12 protein-coding genes are annotated in these 15866 nt (G+C 72.7%); 3 read left to right on the forward strand and 9 right to left on the reverse strand.

Going from position 1 to position 15866, the window contains the following annotated elements; translation table 11 throughout:
- Positions 1–165 precede the first annotated feature (165 nt).
- From purH to sucC, 5 genes are all read right to left on the reverse strand, one after another.
- Positions 166–1794 (reverse strand): bifunctional phosphoribosylaminoimidazolecarboxamide formyltransferase/IMP cyclohydrolase, encoded by a 1629-nt coding sequence (gene purH / locus BFL37_RS11825; RefSeq protein WP_086515341.1) that lies wholly within the window; start codon positions 1792–1794, stop codon positions 166–168.
- Positions 1791–2384, reverse strand: coding sequence for a phosphoribosylglycinamide formyltransferase (gene purN, locus BFL37_RS11830; protein ID WP_172403813.1), 594 nt, complete (start codon positions 2382–2384; stop codon positions 1791–1793). The genes purH and purN overlap by 4 nt, the downstream gene beginning before the upstream one ends.
- Before the next feature lie 9 nt (positions 2385–2393).
- The gene (locus BFL37_RS11835) at positions 2394–3674 is read right to left on the reverse strand and encodes a cell division protein PerM (protein WP_086515343.1); all 1281 of its coding nucleotides are present in this window, start codon (positions 3672–3674) and stop codon (positions 2394–2396) included.
- Positions 3675–3834: 160 nt separating this feature from the next.
- Positions 3835–4722 carry a succinate--CoA ligase subunit alpha gene (gene sucD / locus BFL37_RS11840; RefSeq protein ID WP_086515344.1) on the reverse strand — a complete coding sequence of 296 codons (888 nt, stop codon included), beginning with the start codon at positions 4720–4722 and terminating at the stop codon, positions 3835–3837.
- A 27-nt stretch (positions 4723–4749) separates the two neighbouring features.
- Positions 4750–5913, reverse strand: coding sequence for an ADP-forming succinate--CoA ligase subunit beta (gene sucC / locus BFL37_RS11845; RefSeq protein ID WP_086515710.1), 1164 nt, complete (start codon positions 5911–5913; stop codon positions 4750–4752).
- Positions 5914–6160: 247 nt separating this feature from the next.
- Here sucC and BFL37_RS11850 point away from each other — a divergent pair, with 247 nt between their 5' ends.
- Both BFL37_RS11850 and BFL37_RS11855 read left to right on the forward strand, forming a co-directional pair.
- The gene (locus tag BFL37_RS11850) at positions 6161–6982 is read left to right on the forward strand and encodes an oxygenase MpaB family protein (RefSeq protein ID WP_086515345.1); all 822 of its coding nucleotides are present in this window, start codon (positions 6161–6163) and stop codon (positions 6980–6982) included.
- 187 nt (positions 6983–7169) lie between these two features.
- Complete coding sequence (locus BFL37_RS11855; protein WP_241534064.1) at positions 7170–9068, forward strand: hypothetical protein; 1899 nt, start codon at positions 7170–7172, stop codon at positions 9066–9068.
- On the opposite strand, the gene BFL37_RS11860 is transcribed toward BFL37_RS11855, so the two are convergent.
- Both BFL37_RS11860 and BFL37_RS11865 read right to left on the reverse strand, forming a co-directional pair.
- On the reverse strand, positions 9040–11490 hold the full coding sequence (locus BFL37_RS11860) for an ATP-dependent helicase (protein ID WP_086515347.1): 2451 nt from the start codon (positions 11488–11490) through the stop codon (positions 9040–9042). The genes BFL37_RS11855 and BFL37_RS11860 overlap by 29 nt on opposite strands.
- A 136-nt stretch (positions 11491–11626) precedes the next feature.
- Positions 11627–12691, reverse strand: coding sequence for a glycerophosphodiester phosphodiesterase family protein (locus BFL37_RS11865; RefSeq protein ID WP_086515348.1), 1065 nt, complete (start codon positions 12689–12691; stop codon positions 11627–11629).
- Between the two features lie 141 nt (positions 12692–12832).
- Between BFL37_RS11865 and BFL37_RS11870 the strand changes: the two genes are divergently transcribed.
- Positions 12833–13636, forward strand: a complete 804-nt coding sequence (locus BFL37_RS11870) for a Bax inhibitor-1/YccA family protein (RefSeq protein ID WP_086515349.1) — start codon at positions 12833–12835, stop codon at positions 13634–13636.
- A gap of 108 nt (positions 13637–13744) precedes the next feature.
- On the opposite strand, the gene guaA is transcribed toward BFL37_RS11870, so the two are convergent.
- Both guaA and BFL37_RS11880 read right to left on the reverse strand, forming a co-directional pair.
- Positions 13745–15325: a glutamine-hydrolyzing GMP synthase gene (gene guaA / locus BFL37_RS11875; RefSeq protein WP_086515350.1), complete on the reverse strand. Its 1581-nt coding sequence runs from the start codon at positions 15323–15325 to the stop codon at positions 13745–13747.
- A complete protein-coding gene (locus BFL37_RS11880; protein WP_086515351.1) occupies positions 15322–15864 on the reverse strand; it encodes a DUF3817 domain-containing protein in 543 nt (180 codons plus the stop codon). The genes guaA and BFL37_RS11880 overlap by 4 nt, the downstream gene beginning before the upstream one ends.
- Between the last annotated feature and the right edge of the window lie 2 nt (positions 15865–15866).

Genomic DNA, 15866 nt, shown 5'->3' on the forward strand with positions numbered 1-15866 from the left:
GGATCATCACCCGCCAGAACAGCTCCGGAAGCTTTTCGCTCCCCGCCCGTTCCGGCGACAAGAGGAGACATTACGCGGACCACCCCACCCCCGCAAAACAACCCGCATCCCGGGCGTGTCGCGACGGTCGCGCGCCGACGGTCCCGCGGACCGTCGGCTGCGACATCAGTGGAAGAAGTGGCGCTCGCCCGTGAAGTACATGGCGACGCCGGCCGCGCGGGCCGCCTCGACGACCTCCTCGTCGCGGACCGAGCCCCCGGGCTGGACGACGGCGCGGACCCCGGCGTCGAGGAGGACCTGCAGCCCGTCGGCGAAGGGGAAGAACGCATCCGAGGCCGCGACCGACCCGGCCGCACGTTCCCCTGCGCGCTGCACGGCGAGCTGGCAGGAGTCCACCCGGTTGACCTGGCCCATGCCCACGCCGACGGACGCACCGTGGTGCGCGAGCAGGATCGCGTTCGACTTCACCGCGCGGCAGGCCTTCCAGGCGAACTCGAGGTCCGCGAGCGTCTGGTCGTCGACGGGCTCGCCGGTCGCCAGGGTCCACGACTCGGAGAGCCGCGTGCCGTCCGTCGGGAACACGTCGCCGGACTGCACCAGGTAGCCACCCGAGATCTGACGGGCCTCGAGCTCCTCGCGGTGGTACCCCTCCGGGAGGGTGAGCAGCCGCAGGTTCTTCTTCGTCTTCAGGAGCGTGAGCGCGTCGTCGTCGAACCCGGGGGCCACGAGCACCTCGGTGAAGATCTCCTTCACCGTCTCCGCCATGCCGAGCGTGACCGTGCGGTTCGCGGCGATGACGCCGCCGAACGCCGAGACCGGATCGCAGTCGTGCGCGCTGCGGTGCGCGGCGGCGATCGCGTCGACCGCTCTCGGGGCCGCGACGGCGATGCCGCAGGGATTCGCGTGCTTGATGATGGCGACGGCCGGCTCCCGGAAGTCGTACGCGGCCCGGACCGCCGCGTCCGCGTCGACGAAGTTGTTGTAGGACATCTCCTTGCCGTGCAGCTGGACCGCCTGGGCGATGCCCGCGCCGTCGGCCCGGCGGTAGAGCGCCGCGTCCTGATGGGAGTTCTCGCCGTAGCGGAGCACCTGCGCGAGCTCGCCGCCGACGTCCCAGCTGTCGGGCCAGGTCGTGTCGCCGTCTGCGGCGACGGACCCGCCCCCGACGACCGCCGATCGGAAGTAGTCCGCGACTGCGCGGTCGTAGTCGGCCGTGTGCGTGAACGCCGCCGCCGCCAGCCGCCGCCGCTGCTCGAGGGTCGTGCCCCCGGAGCCGACCGCCGCGATCACCTCGTCGTAGCTCGACGGGGACACGACGATGGCCACGTTGGCGTGGTTCTTGGCCGATGCGCGCACCATGGCGGGGCCGCCGATGTCGATCTGCTCGATGACGTCGGACGCCGGGGCGCCCGAGGCCACGGTCTCGACGAACGGGTACAGGTTCACGACGACGAGCTGGAACGGCGCGATGCCCAGCTCGGCGAGCTGCACCTCGTGCGACTCGAGGCGGAGGTCGGCCAGGAGTCCGGCGTGCACCGCGGGGTGCAGGGTCTTCACGCGCCCGTCGAGCGACTCCGGGAACCCCGTGACGTCCTGCACCTGGGTCACGGCGAAGCCCGCCTCCGCGATGGTGCTCGCCGTGGAACCGGTGGAGACGATCTCGACCCCGGCCTCGGCGAGCGCCCGCGCGAGCTCCAGCAGCCCGGTCTTGTCGCTGACGGAGACGAGCGCGCGTGCCACCCGGATCCCGTCTCGATCGCGGAACAGGGACGGGTCGTGACGGGGTCCGCTCATGCCGGGGACAGCTCCTTGAGGTCGATGGTGCCGAGGGAGATGGCGCGCACCGTGTCGACGAGGAGCCTGCGCTCCACGACCTTGATGCGCTCGTGCAGGGTGTGCTCGGTGTCGCCGGGTTCCACGGGCACGCGCTCCTGCGCGAGCACCGGCCCGGTGTCGACCCCGGTGTCGACGACGATGATGGACGCCCCGGAGCTCGTGGCCCCGGCCGCGATGGCGTCGCGGACGGCGTGGGCTCCCGGGAACTCGGGGAGGTACGCCGGGTGCGTGTTCACGATGCGGGGCGCGAAGGCCTCCACCGCGCGCGGCGGGAGGAGGCGCATGAAGCCGCTGAGGACCACGAGGTCGGGCTGCCAGCCGGCGATGGCCGCGGCGAGCTCGTCGCCCCAGGCCGCGCGGTCGGGGAAGCTCGCGAACGGCACGGTGAAGGTGGGGATGCCGCGCTCCTCGGCGAAGGCGAGCCCGTCCGCGTCGCGGTCGGCGCCGACGGCGATCACCCGGGCGGGGTAGTCCGCGTGCTCGGCCGCCTGCAGGAGGGCGTGGAGGTTGGTCCCGCTGCCGGAGATGAGGACGACCACGTTGAGCACGGCCACAGCCTATCCGCGTCCCTCGACGCTGCGCCGGACAAGGGGGGCCATGAGCCCGGACACGAACATGCCCGCCACGGAGGCGACGCCGATCTCGAGGAACGCGACCAGGAGGATCCACCCGGCAGCCGGACCCACGTCCGCCAACCGGCCGGGGCCCGCCGCGCCTCCGGACAGGACCGCCAGCAGGGCGAGCGCGCCTGCGCCGACGAGGCCCATGCCGAGACCCGCGATGAGGAACCACGGCCAGCGTCGCGCCTCGGGCTCGGGGATCCGCGCCACCCGCGGCGAGAGCGCGACCGCCGCGACGAAGGACACGACCACGGGGACGAGGATGCCGAGGTAGCCGAGGTCGAACGCCCCCTGCGGCAGGACGCCCAGCACCGGCACCGACGGGATGGGGCCGACGGCCGTGCCGAGCGGCGAGATGGACGAGCCGGTGCCGAGCGCGAAGCCGGGCCCGATCAGCCAGGACGCCGCCCACATGACCAGGTTCGGCAGGAGCGCGATCTGCGCCAGCGTGAGCGCGACGCCGCCGACGATCCCCGTCTGCAGCGTCTCGTAGAGGGTGATCACGGTCGCGTACTGCAGGCCCAGCAGCACCGCGACCACGACGGCGGAGATCGCCACGACGGCGAAGGCCGCGGCGGCTCCCCCGCGGACGGCCGTCCCGGCGACGGAGACCGCGCCGTCCGGCAGGCGGTCGAGCGCATCCCGCGCGCTCCGGATGGCGCCGGCCGCCCGGCCCGACGACAGGGACGCGCCCCACCGGGCTGCCCGCGCGCGGTCGACGCGGGCGACGCCGCCGATGAGGAGGCCGAGCGCGAGGACCAGGGTCGGCAGGATCGCGCCCCGCGCGATGGCCGGCGCGATGCCCTCGTGCTGGACCGCGAGCGCGAGGCCGAGGGACAGGAGGGCCGTCGTGACGACGGCGGAGACCGCTCCGACGCCGGGGTGGTCGGTCTCGACGATGCGGCGTCCGGCGCGGATCCCGAGGAGCAGCGTGAGGAGGGCGAACCCCAGGGGCGCGAGCGTGAGCGCGAAGGGCGCGTCGACGGGCGGCAGGCCGAGGGCGGTCGCGAGCGACGGATCCAGCGACGCCGCGAGCGGCACGCCGTGACCGAGGAGCCAGAGGTCGACGGCCGTGCGTGCGAAGACGCCCCAGTCGACCTGCAGGTCGTACTGACCGGCCCAGAGCGCGGTGAGCGGGACGAGGGGCAGGGCGACGCCGACCCCCACCACCAGGAGCGCCTCGAGTGCCGCGAACAGGGCGGTTGCGTGTCGGTTCATGCCTCGACGACCCTACCGGCCGGGTCCCGCGCGACCGGTCCGAGCGCGGGCGCGCCGGGGCATCCGCCGGTCGATCCGACCGGGGAGGAGCCGCGGGCGTGACGACGGCCCGCATCCACCGGGGATGCGGGCCGTCGTCGTGCGCGCGAGCGCATCGTGCCTACAGGGCGGCGAAGACCTCGCGGAGGAGGTTGGCCGTCTCGGTCGGCGTCTTGCCGACCTTGACGCCCGAGGCCTCGAGGGCCTCCTTCTTGCCCTGCGCCGTGCCGCTGCCGCCGGACACGATGGCGCCGGCGTGGCCCATCGTCTTGCCCTCGGGAGCGGTGAATCCGGCGACGTAGGCGACGACCGGCTTGGTGACGTGCGCCTTGATGTACTCGGCCGCGCGCTCCTCCGCGTCGCCGCCGATCTCGCCGATCATGACGATGGCGCGCGTCTCCGGGTCGGCCTCGAACGCCTCGAGCGCGTCGATGTGCGTCGTGCCGATGATGGGGTCGCCGCCGATGCCGATGGCGGTCGAGATGCCGAGATCGCGCAGCTCGAACATCATCTGGTAGGTCAGCGTGCCCGACTTCGACACGAGGCCGATGGGGCCCGCCTCGGTGATCGTGGCCGGGATGATGCCCGCGTTCGACCTGCCGGGGCTGATGATGCCGGGGCAGTTCGGGCCGACGATGCGCGTCTTCCCGCCCGTGCTCTTGGCGTGCGACCAGAACTCGGCGGAGTCCTTGACCGGGATGCCCTCGGTGATGACGACCGCGAGCGGGATGGCCGCGTCGATGGCCTCGACCACCGCGCTCTTGGCGAATGCCGGCGGGACGAAGATGACCGACACGTCGGCGCCCGTCTCGGCCATGGCCTCGGCGACCGAGCCGAAGATCGGGAGCTCGACGCCCTCGATCGTGACCGTGCTGCCCGCCTTGCGCGGGTTGACGCCGCCCACGACCTTGCTGCCGGACGCGAGCATGCGACCCGCGTGCTTGGTCCCCTCGGAGCCCGTGAGGCCCTGGACGATGATCCTGCTGTTCTCGTCGAGAAGAATCGACATGTACCTGTTCCTGTTCTCTCTCGGGAGTTAAGCGGCGGCCAGCTCGGCGGCCTTGTCAGCCGCCTCGTCCATGGTGCCGACGACGGTGACCAGGGGGTGCGCGCGCTCCTCGAGGATGCGGCGGCCCTCCTCGACGTTGTTGCCGTCGAGGCGGACGACGAGCGGCTTGGTGGCGGCGTCGCCCAGCTTGTCGAGCGCGCCGACGATGCCGTTCGCGACCGCGTCGCACGACGTGATGCCGCCGAAGACGTTGACGAAGACGCTCGTGACCTGCTCGTCGCCGAGGATGACGTCGAGACCCGCGGCCATGACCTCGGCCGACGCTCCGCCGCCGATGTCGAGGAAGTTCGCGGGGCGCACGCCACCGTGCGACTCGCCCGCGTAGCTGACGACGTCGAGCGTGGACATGACGAGCCCCGCGCCGTTGCCGATGATGCCGACCTGGCCGTCGAGCTTGACGTAGTTGAGGTCGGACTCCTTGGCCTTGGCCTCGAGGGGATCCGCGGCGGCCGCGTCCTCGAGGGCGGCGTGGCCCTCGTGACGGAAGCCGGCGTTCTCGTCGAGCGTGACCTTGCCGTCGAGGGCGATGACGTCGCCGGACTCGGTGAGCACGAGGGGGTTGACCTCGACGAGCGTCGCGTCCTCGTCCCGGTAGACCCACCAGAGGCGCTCGAACACGGGCGCCACCTTGGCGATGAGCTCCTCGGGGAACGAGGCGGCGCGGGCGATCTCCTCGGCCTTCGCGGCGTCGATGCCGGCGACCGGGTCGATCTCGATGCGGGCGAGCGCCTCGGGCCGCGTGACGGCGAGCTCCTCGATCTCCATCCCGCCCTCGTAGCTGGCGAGGCAGAGGTACGAGCGCTCGGCGCGGTCGAGGAGGATCGAGAAGTAGAACTCCTCGGCGATGCGGGCACCGGCCGCCACCATCACGCGGTGCACGGTGTGCCCCTTGATGTCGAGCCCGAGGATGCCCTCGGCCGCCTCGAACGCCGCGTCGGCGCTCTGGGCGACCTTGACGCCGCCGGCCTTGCCGCGGCCTCCGGTCTTCACCTGCGCCTTCACGACGACGGTGCCGCCCAGCTTCTCGGCCGCGGCGCGCACCTCCTCGGCGGTGTCGGCGACGATCCCCGGGAGGACCGGGACGCCGTAGGACTCGAAGAGGTCCCTGGCCTGGTATTCGAAAAGATCCACGCGTGTCATCCCATCCGCACCCGCGCCAGGCGGTTACGTGCGTCGTTCGAGGCTGCGGTGCCACGACCGTCTGGTGGCGGCACCCGGTGTGTTGCGGCTGGTCGACGCGCGTGCCGCCCACAGGGTGGAACGGTCCGCCGCGTCGACGACCGTGGAGAGCCTATCGGGTCGCGGGTCGGCCGGCCCGGGGGCGTTCGGGCCGTGCGCCGACGCGCTATCGGCGGCCCTGGGGAGGGAGACTGGGCGGATGACGCCGAGGCCGCATCCCGCCCGCCGACCGGGCGGCGCCATCCGGGACATCGCGGGCGAGGGGATCCTCCTGGCGGCCGGAGCGCGGGCGATCCTCCTCCAGGTCGCCGACCCGTCCGTCGCCCGCGGCGTCGCCGAGCACAGCGACTTCGCGTCCCGGCCCCTCGACCGGCTGGAGGGCACGCTCGGCTACATCTACGCCGTCGTGTTCGGCTCGCCCGCGGAGGTCGCGCGCGCGCGGCGGATCGTCGGTCGCGCTCACGCTCCCGTCCGGTCGGCGGTCCCCGCGGCGGACGGATCCGCCCCCGCGTACAGCGCCTACGACCCCGAGCTGCAGCTGTGGGTCGCGGCGACGGTGTACCAGTCCGCGATCACCATGTTCGAGCTCTGCTTCGGTCCGCTCCCGGAGGAGTCCGCCGACAGGATCCACCGTCAGTACGCCGTCCTCGGCACCGCGCTGCAGGTCCCGGAGGAGCTGTGGCCCGCCGACCGCGCGGCCTTCCGCGTCTACTGGGACGAGCGGATCGCGACCCTCGAGCCGACGGCCGACGCCCGGCGGGTCGCACGGACGCTGCTGGACCCCCGGGACGGACCCCCGGCGATCCGCGCCGTCATGCCGTTCGTCGCCCTCGTGACGGCGGGTCTCCTGCCGCCACGGATCCGGGCGGGCTTCGGGATGAGGTGGGACGCGCGCCTCGAGCGCCGCTACGCGCGCCTCCTCGCGCCCGTCCTCGCCGTGTACCGGGTGCTGCCGCGCGCCGTCCGCGAGGCGCCCCGGTCGGTGATCACGCGCAGGTACCGTCGGCGCAGCCCGGGATAGCGGACGCCCGGGCCGCTCCTGCACAGGCCGGCGGGCACCGGTCCCGTCCCCGGCTCCTCGCGCGGGGCACCCGATCGGATCCGGTGCGCCGCACTGTGCGGCCATGACATGGATCACCTCGGCCCCTCCCTCCTCCTCTCCCCGACGGCACGACCGCCCACCACGGCGGCCGCGCGCTCCCCGGCTCGTGTCGGCGCTCGTGGGCGTCGGCCTCGCGCTGGGCTTCGCGGCGAGCGCCGCGCCTCCCGCGCAGGCGCTGAGCGCGGTCTCCCACGGCGTCGGGTACTCCTCGGGGGCGGACGGACGCTGGCTGGGCTCGTACCGGATGGACGACGGGCGGCTCGGCTTCTGCATCGATGTCGGGCTCGCCGCGCCGCCCGGCCACGCGTACGCGCCTGTCGCGGACGCGGGCACGTCGCCCGACGACCGCGCGCGGCTCGCCTACATCTCCCGGCGATGGGCCGGATCAGCGGATCCCGACGACGCCGCCGCCGGTCAGCTGGCGACGTGGAGCATCACCGGACTGGGAGCGCATGACCTGTCCTGGTACGCGGCGCGGGCCGGCGATCGTGCCGCCGCCGTCGAGTCACGTGCCCGGGAGATGCTGGCCGAGGCCGGATCCCGCGCCTCGCGCTCCGCGACCGCGGCCGCGACCGTGGCGCTCGGGGACGACGGGCACGGCACCGTGCGCGTGGACCTGCGCGCCGACCTCGTCGCGAGCGGGCAGACGGACGTCCCCGCCGGATCGCAGACGGGCACGGTCTCCCTCACCGGCGCCGTGTTCGACGACGGGAGCACGACGGCGCAGGTGGCGAACGGCACCCCGATGGCGCTGCGGGCGACGGGATCCGCCGCGGCGCTGCATGTGACGGCGAGCGCCGTCTTCACCTCGCTCCCCTACGGCGACGTCCTGGACGCGGTGGGCGACGGCGGCGCGTCCCAGCGGATGATCCTGGCCCGCCCCGCGGATGCCCGGGCCGAGGCGAGCGCGGACGCGCAGGCCCCGAGCCCGCTCCCCTTCGCGCCGCGCGTCGTCACCCGCACGTCGCAGTCCGTCGCGGGGATCGGCGACGAGCTCTCGGACGCGCTCAGCGTGTCCGCCGACCACGCGGCGCCCGCCGACCACGGCAGGCCGGCCACCTCCGACGGCTGGGGGCTGACCCGCCGGGAGGACGGCAGCCTGGTGCCCGTGCCGGTCATCGTCCGCAGCCGGCTGCTCGGGCCCTTCCCGGAGCAGGTCGGGCCCGAGCGCGACGACGCCCCCGCCGACGCCCCGCAGGTGTGCGAGGTCGCGACGCGCGTCGACCGCGGTCCGGGCGACTACGCCTCGCCCGCCTGCCGGCTCCCGTCCGGCGGCTTCTACACCTGGGTCGAGTCCATCTCGCCGGACGACACCGCGATCCCGGACGGACGAGCGCGGGTCCTGCCCTGGCGGTCGACCTTCGGCGCCGCCACCGAGACGTCGCAGGTCCCGCAGCCGCCGCGGATCACGACGACCATCGGGGCCCGGGAGATCACGACGGGCGACTGCCAGACCGACACGCTGCACGCGGCGTCGTTCGTCGGGGTCGGCTCCGTGCCCGTGCACGTCCGCCTCGCGGGTCCGTTCCCGACGGCGCCCGCCGACGGCGAGCCCGTGCTCGTGCCGGACGACGGCGGCGCGGCCGGCCTCGCCTCGGACGTCGTCCTCACCGGCGACGGCGACGTGACCACGCCCTGCATGCGCGTCTCCTCGCCCGGCTGGTACGTCGCCGTGCTCGACAGCCCGGGCCGACCCGCCGGGGATGCGGACGGGGCAGCCATCGCGCCGTTCGCCGATCACGTGGCGCACGCCGGCGAGACGTTCCACGCGGCCCCTCCGCCGGCCACCGACGTCCCCGCACCGCCCGCGCACGCCCAGCTCGCGATGACGGGCGGGGCACCCGGGATCGACGTGCCGGGTCCCGGTGGGACCGAGCGGGTGGGCGCGCAGCAGCTCGCATGCGCAGCGGCGACGATCGGCGCACTCGGAGCCGTGGGAGTCGGCATCCGCCGCACCGGCCGTCGCCGCGGGATCCCTAGAGCTTCTCGATGGGCGCGATCTTGATGAGCAGCCGCTTGCGACCCGCCGGGCCGTCGAACTGGACCTCGGCGATGCGCTTGCGTCCCTCGCCCGTGACGCCGGTCACCCGGCCGTCGCCGAAGTCCGTGTGGCGGATGCGGTCGCCGAAGGCGAGCTCGAGGTCGCCGTTGTCGCGCACCTGCCCGGTGACCGTGTTGGCCCACTGGGTCTTGGGGCGAGGAGGCGGCGGCAGGGCCGGGTCCTCGAATCCGCTCGACGAGCGGGATCGGCCCCCGTAGCCGCCTCCCTCACGCCGGGCGTTCAGGGCGCGGGGTTGCGTGCCGCCGCGCGAGGTGGCCATGCCCGGCGACTGCTTCCAGTCGATGAGCTCAGCCGGGATCTCCTGCAGGTACCGGCTCGGCATGGCGACGTTGACCTCGCCGAACTGCGCCCGCGTCATGGCGAGCGAGATGAAGAGGCGGCGACGGGCGCGCGTGATGCCCACGTAGAACAGGCGCCGCTCCTCCGCCGGTCCGCCGGGCTCGTTCGCGGACATGCGGTGCGGCAGCAGGTCCTCCTCCACGCCCGTGAGGAACACCGAGTCGTACTCGAGGCCCTTCGCCGTGTGGAGGGTCATGAGGGACACGGTGCCGCTCGAGTCGTCGAGCTCGTCCGCCGCGGCGACGAGCGAGACCTCCGTGAGGAAGTCCACGAGCTGGCCCTCGGGGTTGTTGCGCGAGAACTCCTTCGTCACGGCGACGAGCTCCTCGACGTTCTCCGCGCGGGCCTCGTCCTGCGCGTCCTTGCTCGCCCGCAGCGCCTGCACGAGGCCGCTCTTCTCCAGCAGCGTGGTCACCAGGTCGCCGACGGAGGTCCGTCCTTCCGGCCGCTCCGGATCCAGGAGCAGCGCCACCTCGTCGAGCATCCGCGAGAGCGCGAGGATCGCCTGCGTCACCTTGGGTCCGAGGCCCAGCTCGGATGCGCGGCGCATGGCCTCGCGGAAGGTCACGCCGTGCGACTCCGCGAAGTTCGCGAGGGCGGTCTCCGTGGCCGGGCCGATGCCCCGCTTCGGGGTGTTGAGGATGCGGCGCAGCGCCAGCACGTCCGCGGGGTTCGCGACGGCGATCAGGTACGCCATGGCGTCCTTGATCTCCGCCCGCTCGTAGAACTTCGTGCCGCCCATGATGCGGTACGGCACGGCCGAGCGGATCAGGATCTCCTCGAGCGCCCGGGTCTGGGCGTTCGTCCGGTAGAACACCGCGATCTCGGAGTACGCGGTGCCCTCCTCGTGCAGCTTCTGGATCTCGTCGGCGACGAACTGCGCCTCGTCGTGCCCCGAGTACCCCGTGAAGCCGACGATCTTGTCGCCGTCGCCGATGGAGGTCCACAGCTTCTTGTCCTTGCGGTCGAAGTTGTTCGAGATGACGGCGTTGGCGGCGGTGAGGATGTTCTGCGTCGACCGGTAGTTCTGCTCGAGGAGCACGACCCTCGACTGCGGGAAGTCGCGCTCGAACTCGGTGATGTTGCGGATGTCGGCACCGCGGAAGGCGTAGATGGACTGGTCGCTGTCGCCCACCACGGTGAGCGACGCCCCGTCGATCCCGCCCATCCCGTTCGTGGACATGCGCGTGTCGACGGGCACGTCCTCCGGCGCCACCGCGCGCGTCAGCTCGCGGATGAGGGAGTACTGGGCGTGGTTCGTGTCCTGGTACTCGTCCACCAGCACGTGCCGGAACCGCCGCTGGTAGAGCGCCGCGACCTTCGGGAACGCGCGGAAGAGGTAGACGGTCTGCCCGATGAGGTCGTCGAAGTCGAAGGCGTTGGCGGCCGCCAGCGAGCGCGTGTACTGCCGGAAGATCTCCACGAACATGGCCTCGGCCGGATCGTTGAAGTTGGCCGTCCGCGCGAACGTGTCCGCGTCCGACAGCTCGTTCTTGAGCTTCGAGATGCGGCCCGACACGGAGGAGACCGTGAAGCCGAGCGTGTCCGCGTCGAGCTGCTTGATGATCCGCTTGATGAGCACGCGGCTGTCGGCGGAGTCGTAGATGGTGAAGTTCTGCGTGAAGCCGAAGGCCTCCGCCTCCCGGCGCAGGATGCGGACGCACGCGGAGTGGAAGGTCGAGATCCACATGCCCTCGGACGCCTGGCCGAGCAGCGACTCGACGCGCTCGCGCATCTCGGCCGCGGCCTTGTTCGTGAAGGTGATGGCGAGGATCTGGCTCGGCCACGCCTCCCGGGACTCGATGAGGCTCGCGATGCGGTGGGTGAGCACCCGCGTCTTGCCGGAACCGGCACCGGCGACGATGAGGAGGGCGGGACCCCGGTACACGACGGCCTCGCGCTGCTCCGGGTTGAGGCCCTCCAGCAGCGGATCCTCGGGGGCTCCCGACCCTCCATCGGCACCCGACCGGCCGTCGAGGATGATCGGGGTGCTGGAGGGGCGAAGGGCGGCGGGGTCAGCACTCATGTCGGCATCGATCCTAGGCGCTGCCCCCGACGCGCGACCGGGCTGAGCAGCGAGCCAGCGAGCCGAGCGGTGTCCCGTCCGACGGGCCGGCGGGCGAGCCGACCGGGCCGACCGGCCTCGGCGCCGGAGCCCCGCCTCAGCGCACGACGGCCGCCGCGCGCCCCCCGACGAGCGCGACCGCGAGATCCGGGTGGTCGGCGAAGACGCCGTCGACGCCCGCGTCGAGGAGCCGGCCCCAGTGCGCGCCGTGGTCGCCGTGCGCCGACTTCGGCCCGGGCCCGCGGAGGGGCCGGGGCAGGAACGCGTTCTCGGGGCGCAGCGTCCAGGTGAAGACGGTCAGGCCGACGCGGTGCGCGCGCTCGACGAGGTCGGAGACCGGCGCGGGTGAGGATGCCCCCGCGCCGTCGGGTGCGCGGAACCCCACGGCCGGGCAGATCCGCTCGACGCCCACGCTGATTCCGTCCACCTCCTCGGCGAGCGCCGCGAGACCCCCGTCGGTCAGCTGCTCGTCGAACGTGACCGCGGCGTCGCCGTGCCGGGCGACCTCGTCCACCGCAGCGCCGCGTCCCTCGAGGAGGTACACCAGACGCGCCTCCACGCCGTGCGCCCGGACGCGCAGGAGCGCATCCCGCTCGAAGGACTCGATCGTGAGGCGCGATGCGTCATCCGCCCAGCCGTGCGCGCGGAGGTCGCGGGCGAACAGCTCGTCGAGCGGCAGGCCGAGCGCGGCGAAGTGCGTGGCGTGCTTGATCTCCGCGACCATGCCGAGCGGACGTCCGTGGCGCGCCGACTCCTGGTCGATGATCCGCAGCAGGTCGGGCAGCGAGAGCACGGTCTCCTCGTCGTCGTGGGTCGCGCTGTCCGGCCGCACCGCGGGGATCCGCTCCCGGCAGCGGAGCGTGCGGATCTCGGCCCACGTCATGTCCTCCGTGAACCAGCCGCTCCGCTCGACGCCGTCGACGAGCCGCGTGGTCCGCCGGTCGGCGAACTCCGGCCTGTCGGCCACGTCGGTCGTGCCGGCGAGCTCGTTCTCGTGCCGGATGACGAGCACGCCGTCCGAGGAGGCGACGAGGTCGGGTTCGACGGCGTCCGCGCCCTGCGCGAAGCCGAGCCGCACGGCGGCGGCGGAGTGCTCGGGGCGGTAGCCGCTGGCTCCGCGGTGGGCGATGACGAGGGGGCGGGGGCGAGGGGCGTGGTCCACGCGGGGGACGCTACATGCGCCAGGTGGACGGCGAGCGCGTACTCATCCGAGGAAATACACGGCCCGGACGAGTGCTCTCCCAGCCTGGTCAGCTAAATTGGCCCACGATCACGTTCAACCACCATTGAGAGTAGAAGGACCATGGCCAACCCCACGTTCTCCAACAACCCGGTCTTCAACGGCCGGGGTGCGACGCCCACGAGGGATGTGACCCCGGAGAGCCTCGACGAGCTCTACAACCGCCCGTCGGCGACCTCGGCCGAGACCGACCGCATGACCTTCGAGGACACGACCGTCAAGACGGTCAGCCTGCTCGCCATCGTCATCGTCCTCGGCGCCGTCGCCTGGCTCTCGGGACCGCTCGCGCTCCCCCTGGCCATGCTCGGCGCCATCGGCGGCCTCGTGCTCGGCCTCGTCAACTCCTTCAAGAAGGAGCCCTCCGTCCCGCTCATCGTCGCGTACGCGGCGTTCGAGGGGCTGCTCGTCGGCGGTCTCTCGTACTTCATCGACTCCATGTACCCCGGCGTGGCCACGCAGGCCGTCCTCGGCACCGCGGCTGTGTTCGTCACCGTCCTCCTGCTGTTCCGCAGCGGCAAGATCCGTGCGTCCGCGAAGGCCACGAAGATCTTCCTCATCGCCATGGTCGGCTACGGCCTGTTCTCGCTCGTCAACTTCGGCATGATGATCTTCGGGGCTACGGACAACGCCTGGGGTCTTCGCAGCGAGCCGATCTTCGGCATCCCGCTGGGCTTCTTCCTGGGCATCCTCGCCGTGTTCCTCGCGTCCTACTCCCTCGTGATGGACTTCGACTTCATCCAGCGCGGCGTGCGCGCGGGCGCACCCCGCAAGTACGGCTGGACGGCGGCCTTCGGCCTCATCGTCACCATCGTGTGGCTGTACGTCGAGCTGCTCCGCCTGTTCGCGATCCTGCGCGGCAACGACTAGCACCACCGCAGGTCCCCGGCACAGCACCGCGGACCGGCAGCACGACGAAGGCCGCTCCCCGAGGGGAGCGGCCTTCGTCGTGTCAGCGCCGGGGCGCCTGAGGGAGGATCACTCCCACTCGATGGTGCCCGGCGGCTTCGACGTCACGTCGAGCACGACGCGGTTCACGCCGTCCACCTCGTTCGTGATGCGGTTCGAGATGCGCGCGAGCACGTCGTACGGCAGGCGGGTCCAGTCGGCGGTCATCGCGTCCTCGCTGGACACGGGGCGCAGCACGATGGGGTGGCCGTAGGTGCGGCCGTCGCCCTGCACGCCCACCGAGCGGACGTCGGCGAGCAGCACCACGGGGCACTGCCAGATCTCCTGGTCGAGGCCCGCGGCGGTCAGCTCGGCGCGCGCGATGGCGTCCGCCTTGCGCAGCAGCTCGAGGCGCTCGGCCGTGACCTCGCCGACGATGCGGATCCCGAGGCCGGGGCCGGGGAACGGCTGGCGACCCACGATGACCTCGGGCAGGCCCAGCTCGCGGCCGATCGCGCGCACCTCGTCCTTGAACAGGGTGCGGAGCGGCTCGACGAGCTCGAACTTCAGGTCCTCCGGCAGGCCGCCGACGTTGTGGTGGCTCTTGATGTTCGCGGTGCCCGTGCCGCCGCCCGACTCGACCACGTCCGGGTAGAGCGTGCCCTGCACGAGGAAGCGGATGGGCTCGCCGTCGGCCTTCGCCTCGAGCACGAGAGCCTCGGCGGCGCCTTCGAACGACCGGATGAACTCGCGGCCGATGATCTTGCGCTTGGCCTCGGGATCCGTGACGCCCGCGAGGCCGTCGAGGAACTGGTCCGCCGCGTCGACCGTGACCAGCCGCACGCCCGTGGCCGCGACGTAGTCCTCCTCGACCTGGCGGCGCTCGTCCTGGCGGAGCAGGCCGTGGTCGACGAAGACGCACGTGAGCTGATCGCCGACCGCGCGGTGCACGATCGCGGCGGCGACCGCGGAGTCGACGCCGCCGGAGAGGCCGCAGATGACGCGGGCGTCGCCGACCTGGGCGCGGATCCGCTCGACCTGCTCGGCGATGACGTTGCCGCTGTTCCAGTCGCCCGGGATGCCGGCCGCGCGGTGCAGGAAGTTCTCGAGCACGGCCTGGCCGTGCGCGGAGTGCTTGACCTCGGGGTGCCACTGCACGCCGTAGAGGCGGCGCTCGTCGCTCGCGAACGCGGCGACGGGCGTGGACGCGCTGGAGGCGAGCACCTCGAAGCCCGCGGGCGCCTTCGACACGGAGTCGCCGTGGCTCATCCACACCGTCTGGTCGTCGGGCTGGCCGTCGAGCAGGGTGCTGCCGGGCGTGAGCGTGACAGCGGTGGATCCGTACTCCCGCTGCCCGGTGTGCGCGACCTCGCCGCCGAGGGCGCGCGCCATGACCTGGAAGCCGTAGCAGATGCCGAGCACGGGGACGCCGAGGTCGAGGATCCCCTCGTCGAGGCCGGGCGAGCCCTCCTCGTAGACGCTCGACGGGCCGCCGCTGAGGACGATGCCGGACGGGTCCTTCGCGCGGATCTCCTCGGCCGTGATCGTGGACGGCACGATCTCCGAGTAGACGTTGGCCTCGCGCACGCGGCGGGCGATCAGCTGCGCGTACTGGGCGCCGAAGTCGACGACGAGGACGGGACGCTGGTTCGTGGGGTTGTCGACGCTCAAGTGGTGGCCTCCGTGGTGGTGGTCGGGTCGATGGGTCGGGCTTCCGCGTCGTCGCGGTCGTCGGCGGCGGGCACCTTGCGGCGCGGCGCCTCGAGCTCCGCGATCGTCTCCCGCACCCGGCGGGCGATGCGCGCCTCCACGACGAAGGAGAGGAACGGCACGACGCCGCCCGCGGCGATGAGGATGAAGCGCGTGAACGACCAGCGCATCTTCTGCCAGAGCAGGAAGTCGCTGATGAGGTAGACCACGTAGATGTTGCCGTGGACGATCTGGATCAGGAGGCTCAGGTTCGTGCCCGTGAGCGTGTCCGCCGGCGACAGCGCGAGGAAGCCGGACGGGCCGTTGAGCTCCAGCTCGTAGCCGGCGCCGGCCAGGTACTGCAGCGACCCGTCGACGAACTGGAAGCCCGGCAGGTACTTGATGCCCATCTCCACGACGAGGAGGAGGAGGAACGCGCCGGTGATGAACGCCATGACGCGGTAGAAGCCGAGGACCCTCCGGATCTGCGGGATGTCGGAGCGCTTGAGTCCGTAGGCCATGC

This window comes from Clavibacter michiganensis, assembly GCF_002151125.1.
GTDB classification, from domain to species: Bacteria; Actinomycetota; Actinomycetes; order Actinomycetales; family Microbacteriaceae; genus Clavibacter; species Clavibacter michiganensis_C.

What these genes read in the sequence shown, in the direction of transcription:
- BFL37_RS11850 (WP_086515345.1), top strand. Translation starts at nt 6,161, where the DNA reads ATGACGCCGAGGCCGCATCCCGCCCGCCGACCGGGCGGCGCCATCCGG.
- BFL37_RS11870 (WP_086515349.1), top strand. Translation starts at nt 12,833, where the DNA reads ATGGCCAACCCCACGTTCTCCAACAACCCGGTCTTCAACGGCCGGGGT.
- sucD (WP_086515344.1), bottom strand. Translation starts at nt 4,722, where the DNA reads ATGTCGATTCTTCTCGACGAGAACAGCAGGATCATCGTCCAGGGCCTC.
- purH (WP_086515341.1), bottom strand. Translation starts at nt 1,794, where the DNA reads ATGAGCGGACCCCGTCACGACCCGTCCCTGTTCCGCGATCGAGACGGG.
- BFL37_RS11880 (WP_086515351.1), bottom strand. Translation starts at nt 15,864, where the DNA reads ATGGCCTACGGACTCAAGCGCTCCGACATCCCGCAGATCCGGAGGGTC.
- BFL37_RS11860 (WP_086515347.1), bottom strand. Translation starts at nt 11,490, where the DNA reads ATGAGTGCTGACCCCGCCGCCCTTCGCCCCTCCAGCACCCCGATCATC.
- BFL37_RS11835 (WP_086515343.1), bottom strand. Translation starts at nt 3,674, where the DNA reads ATGAACCGACACGCAACCGCCCTGTTCGCGGCACTCGAGGCGCTCCTG.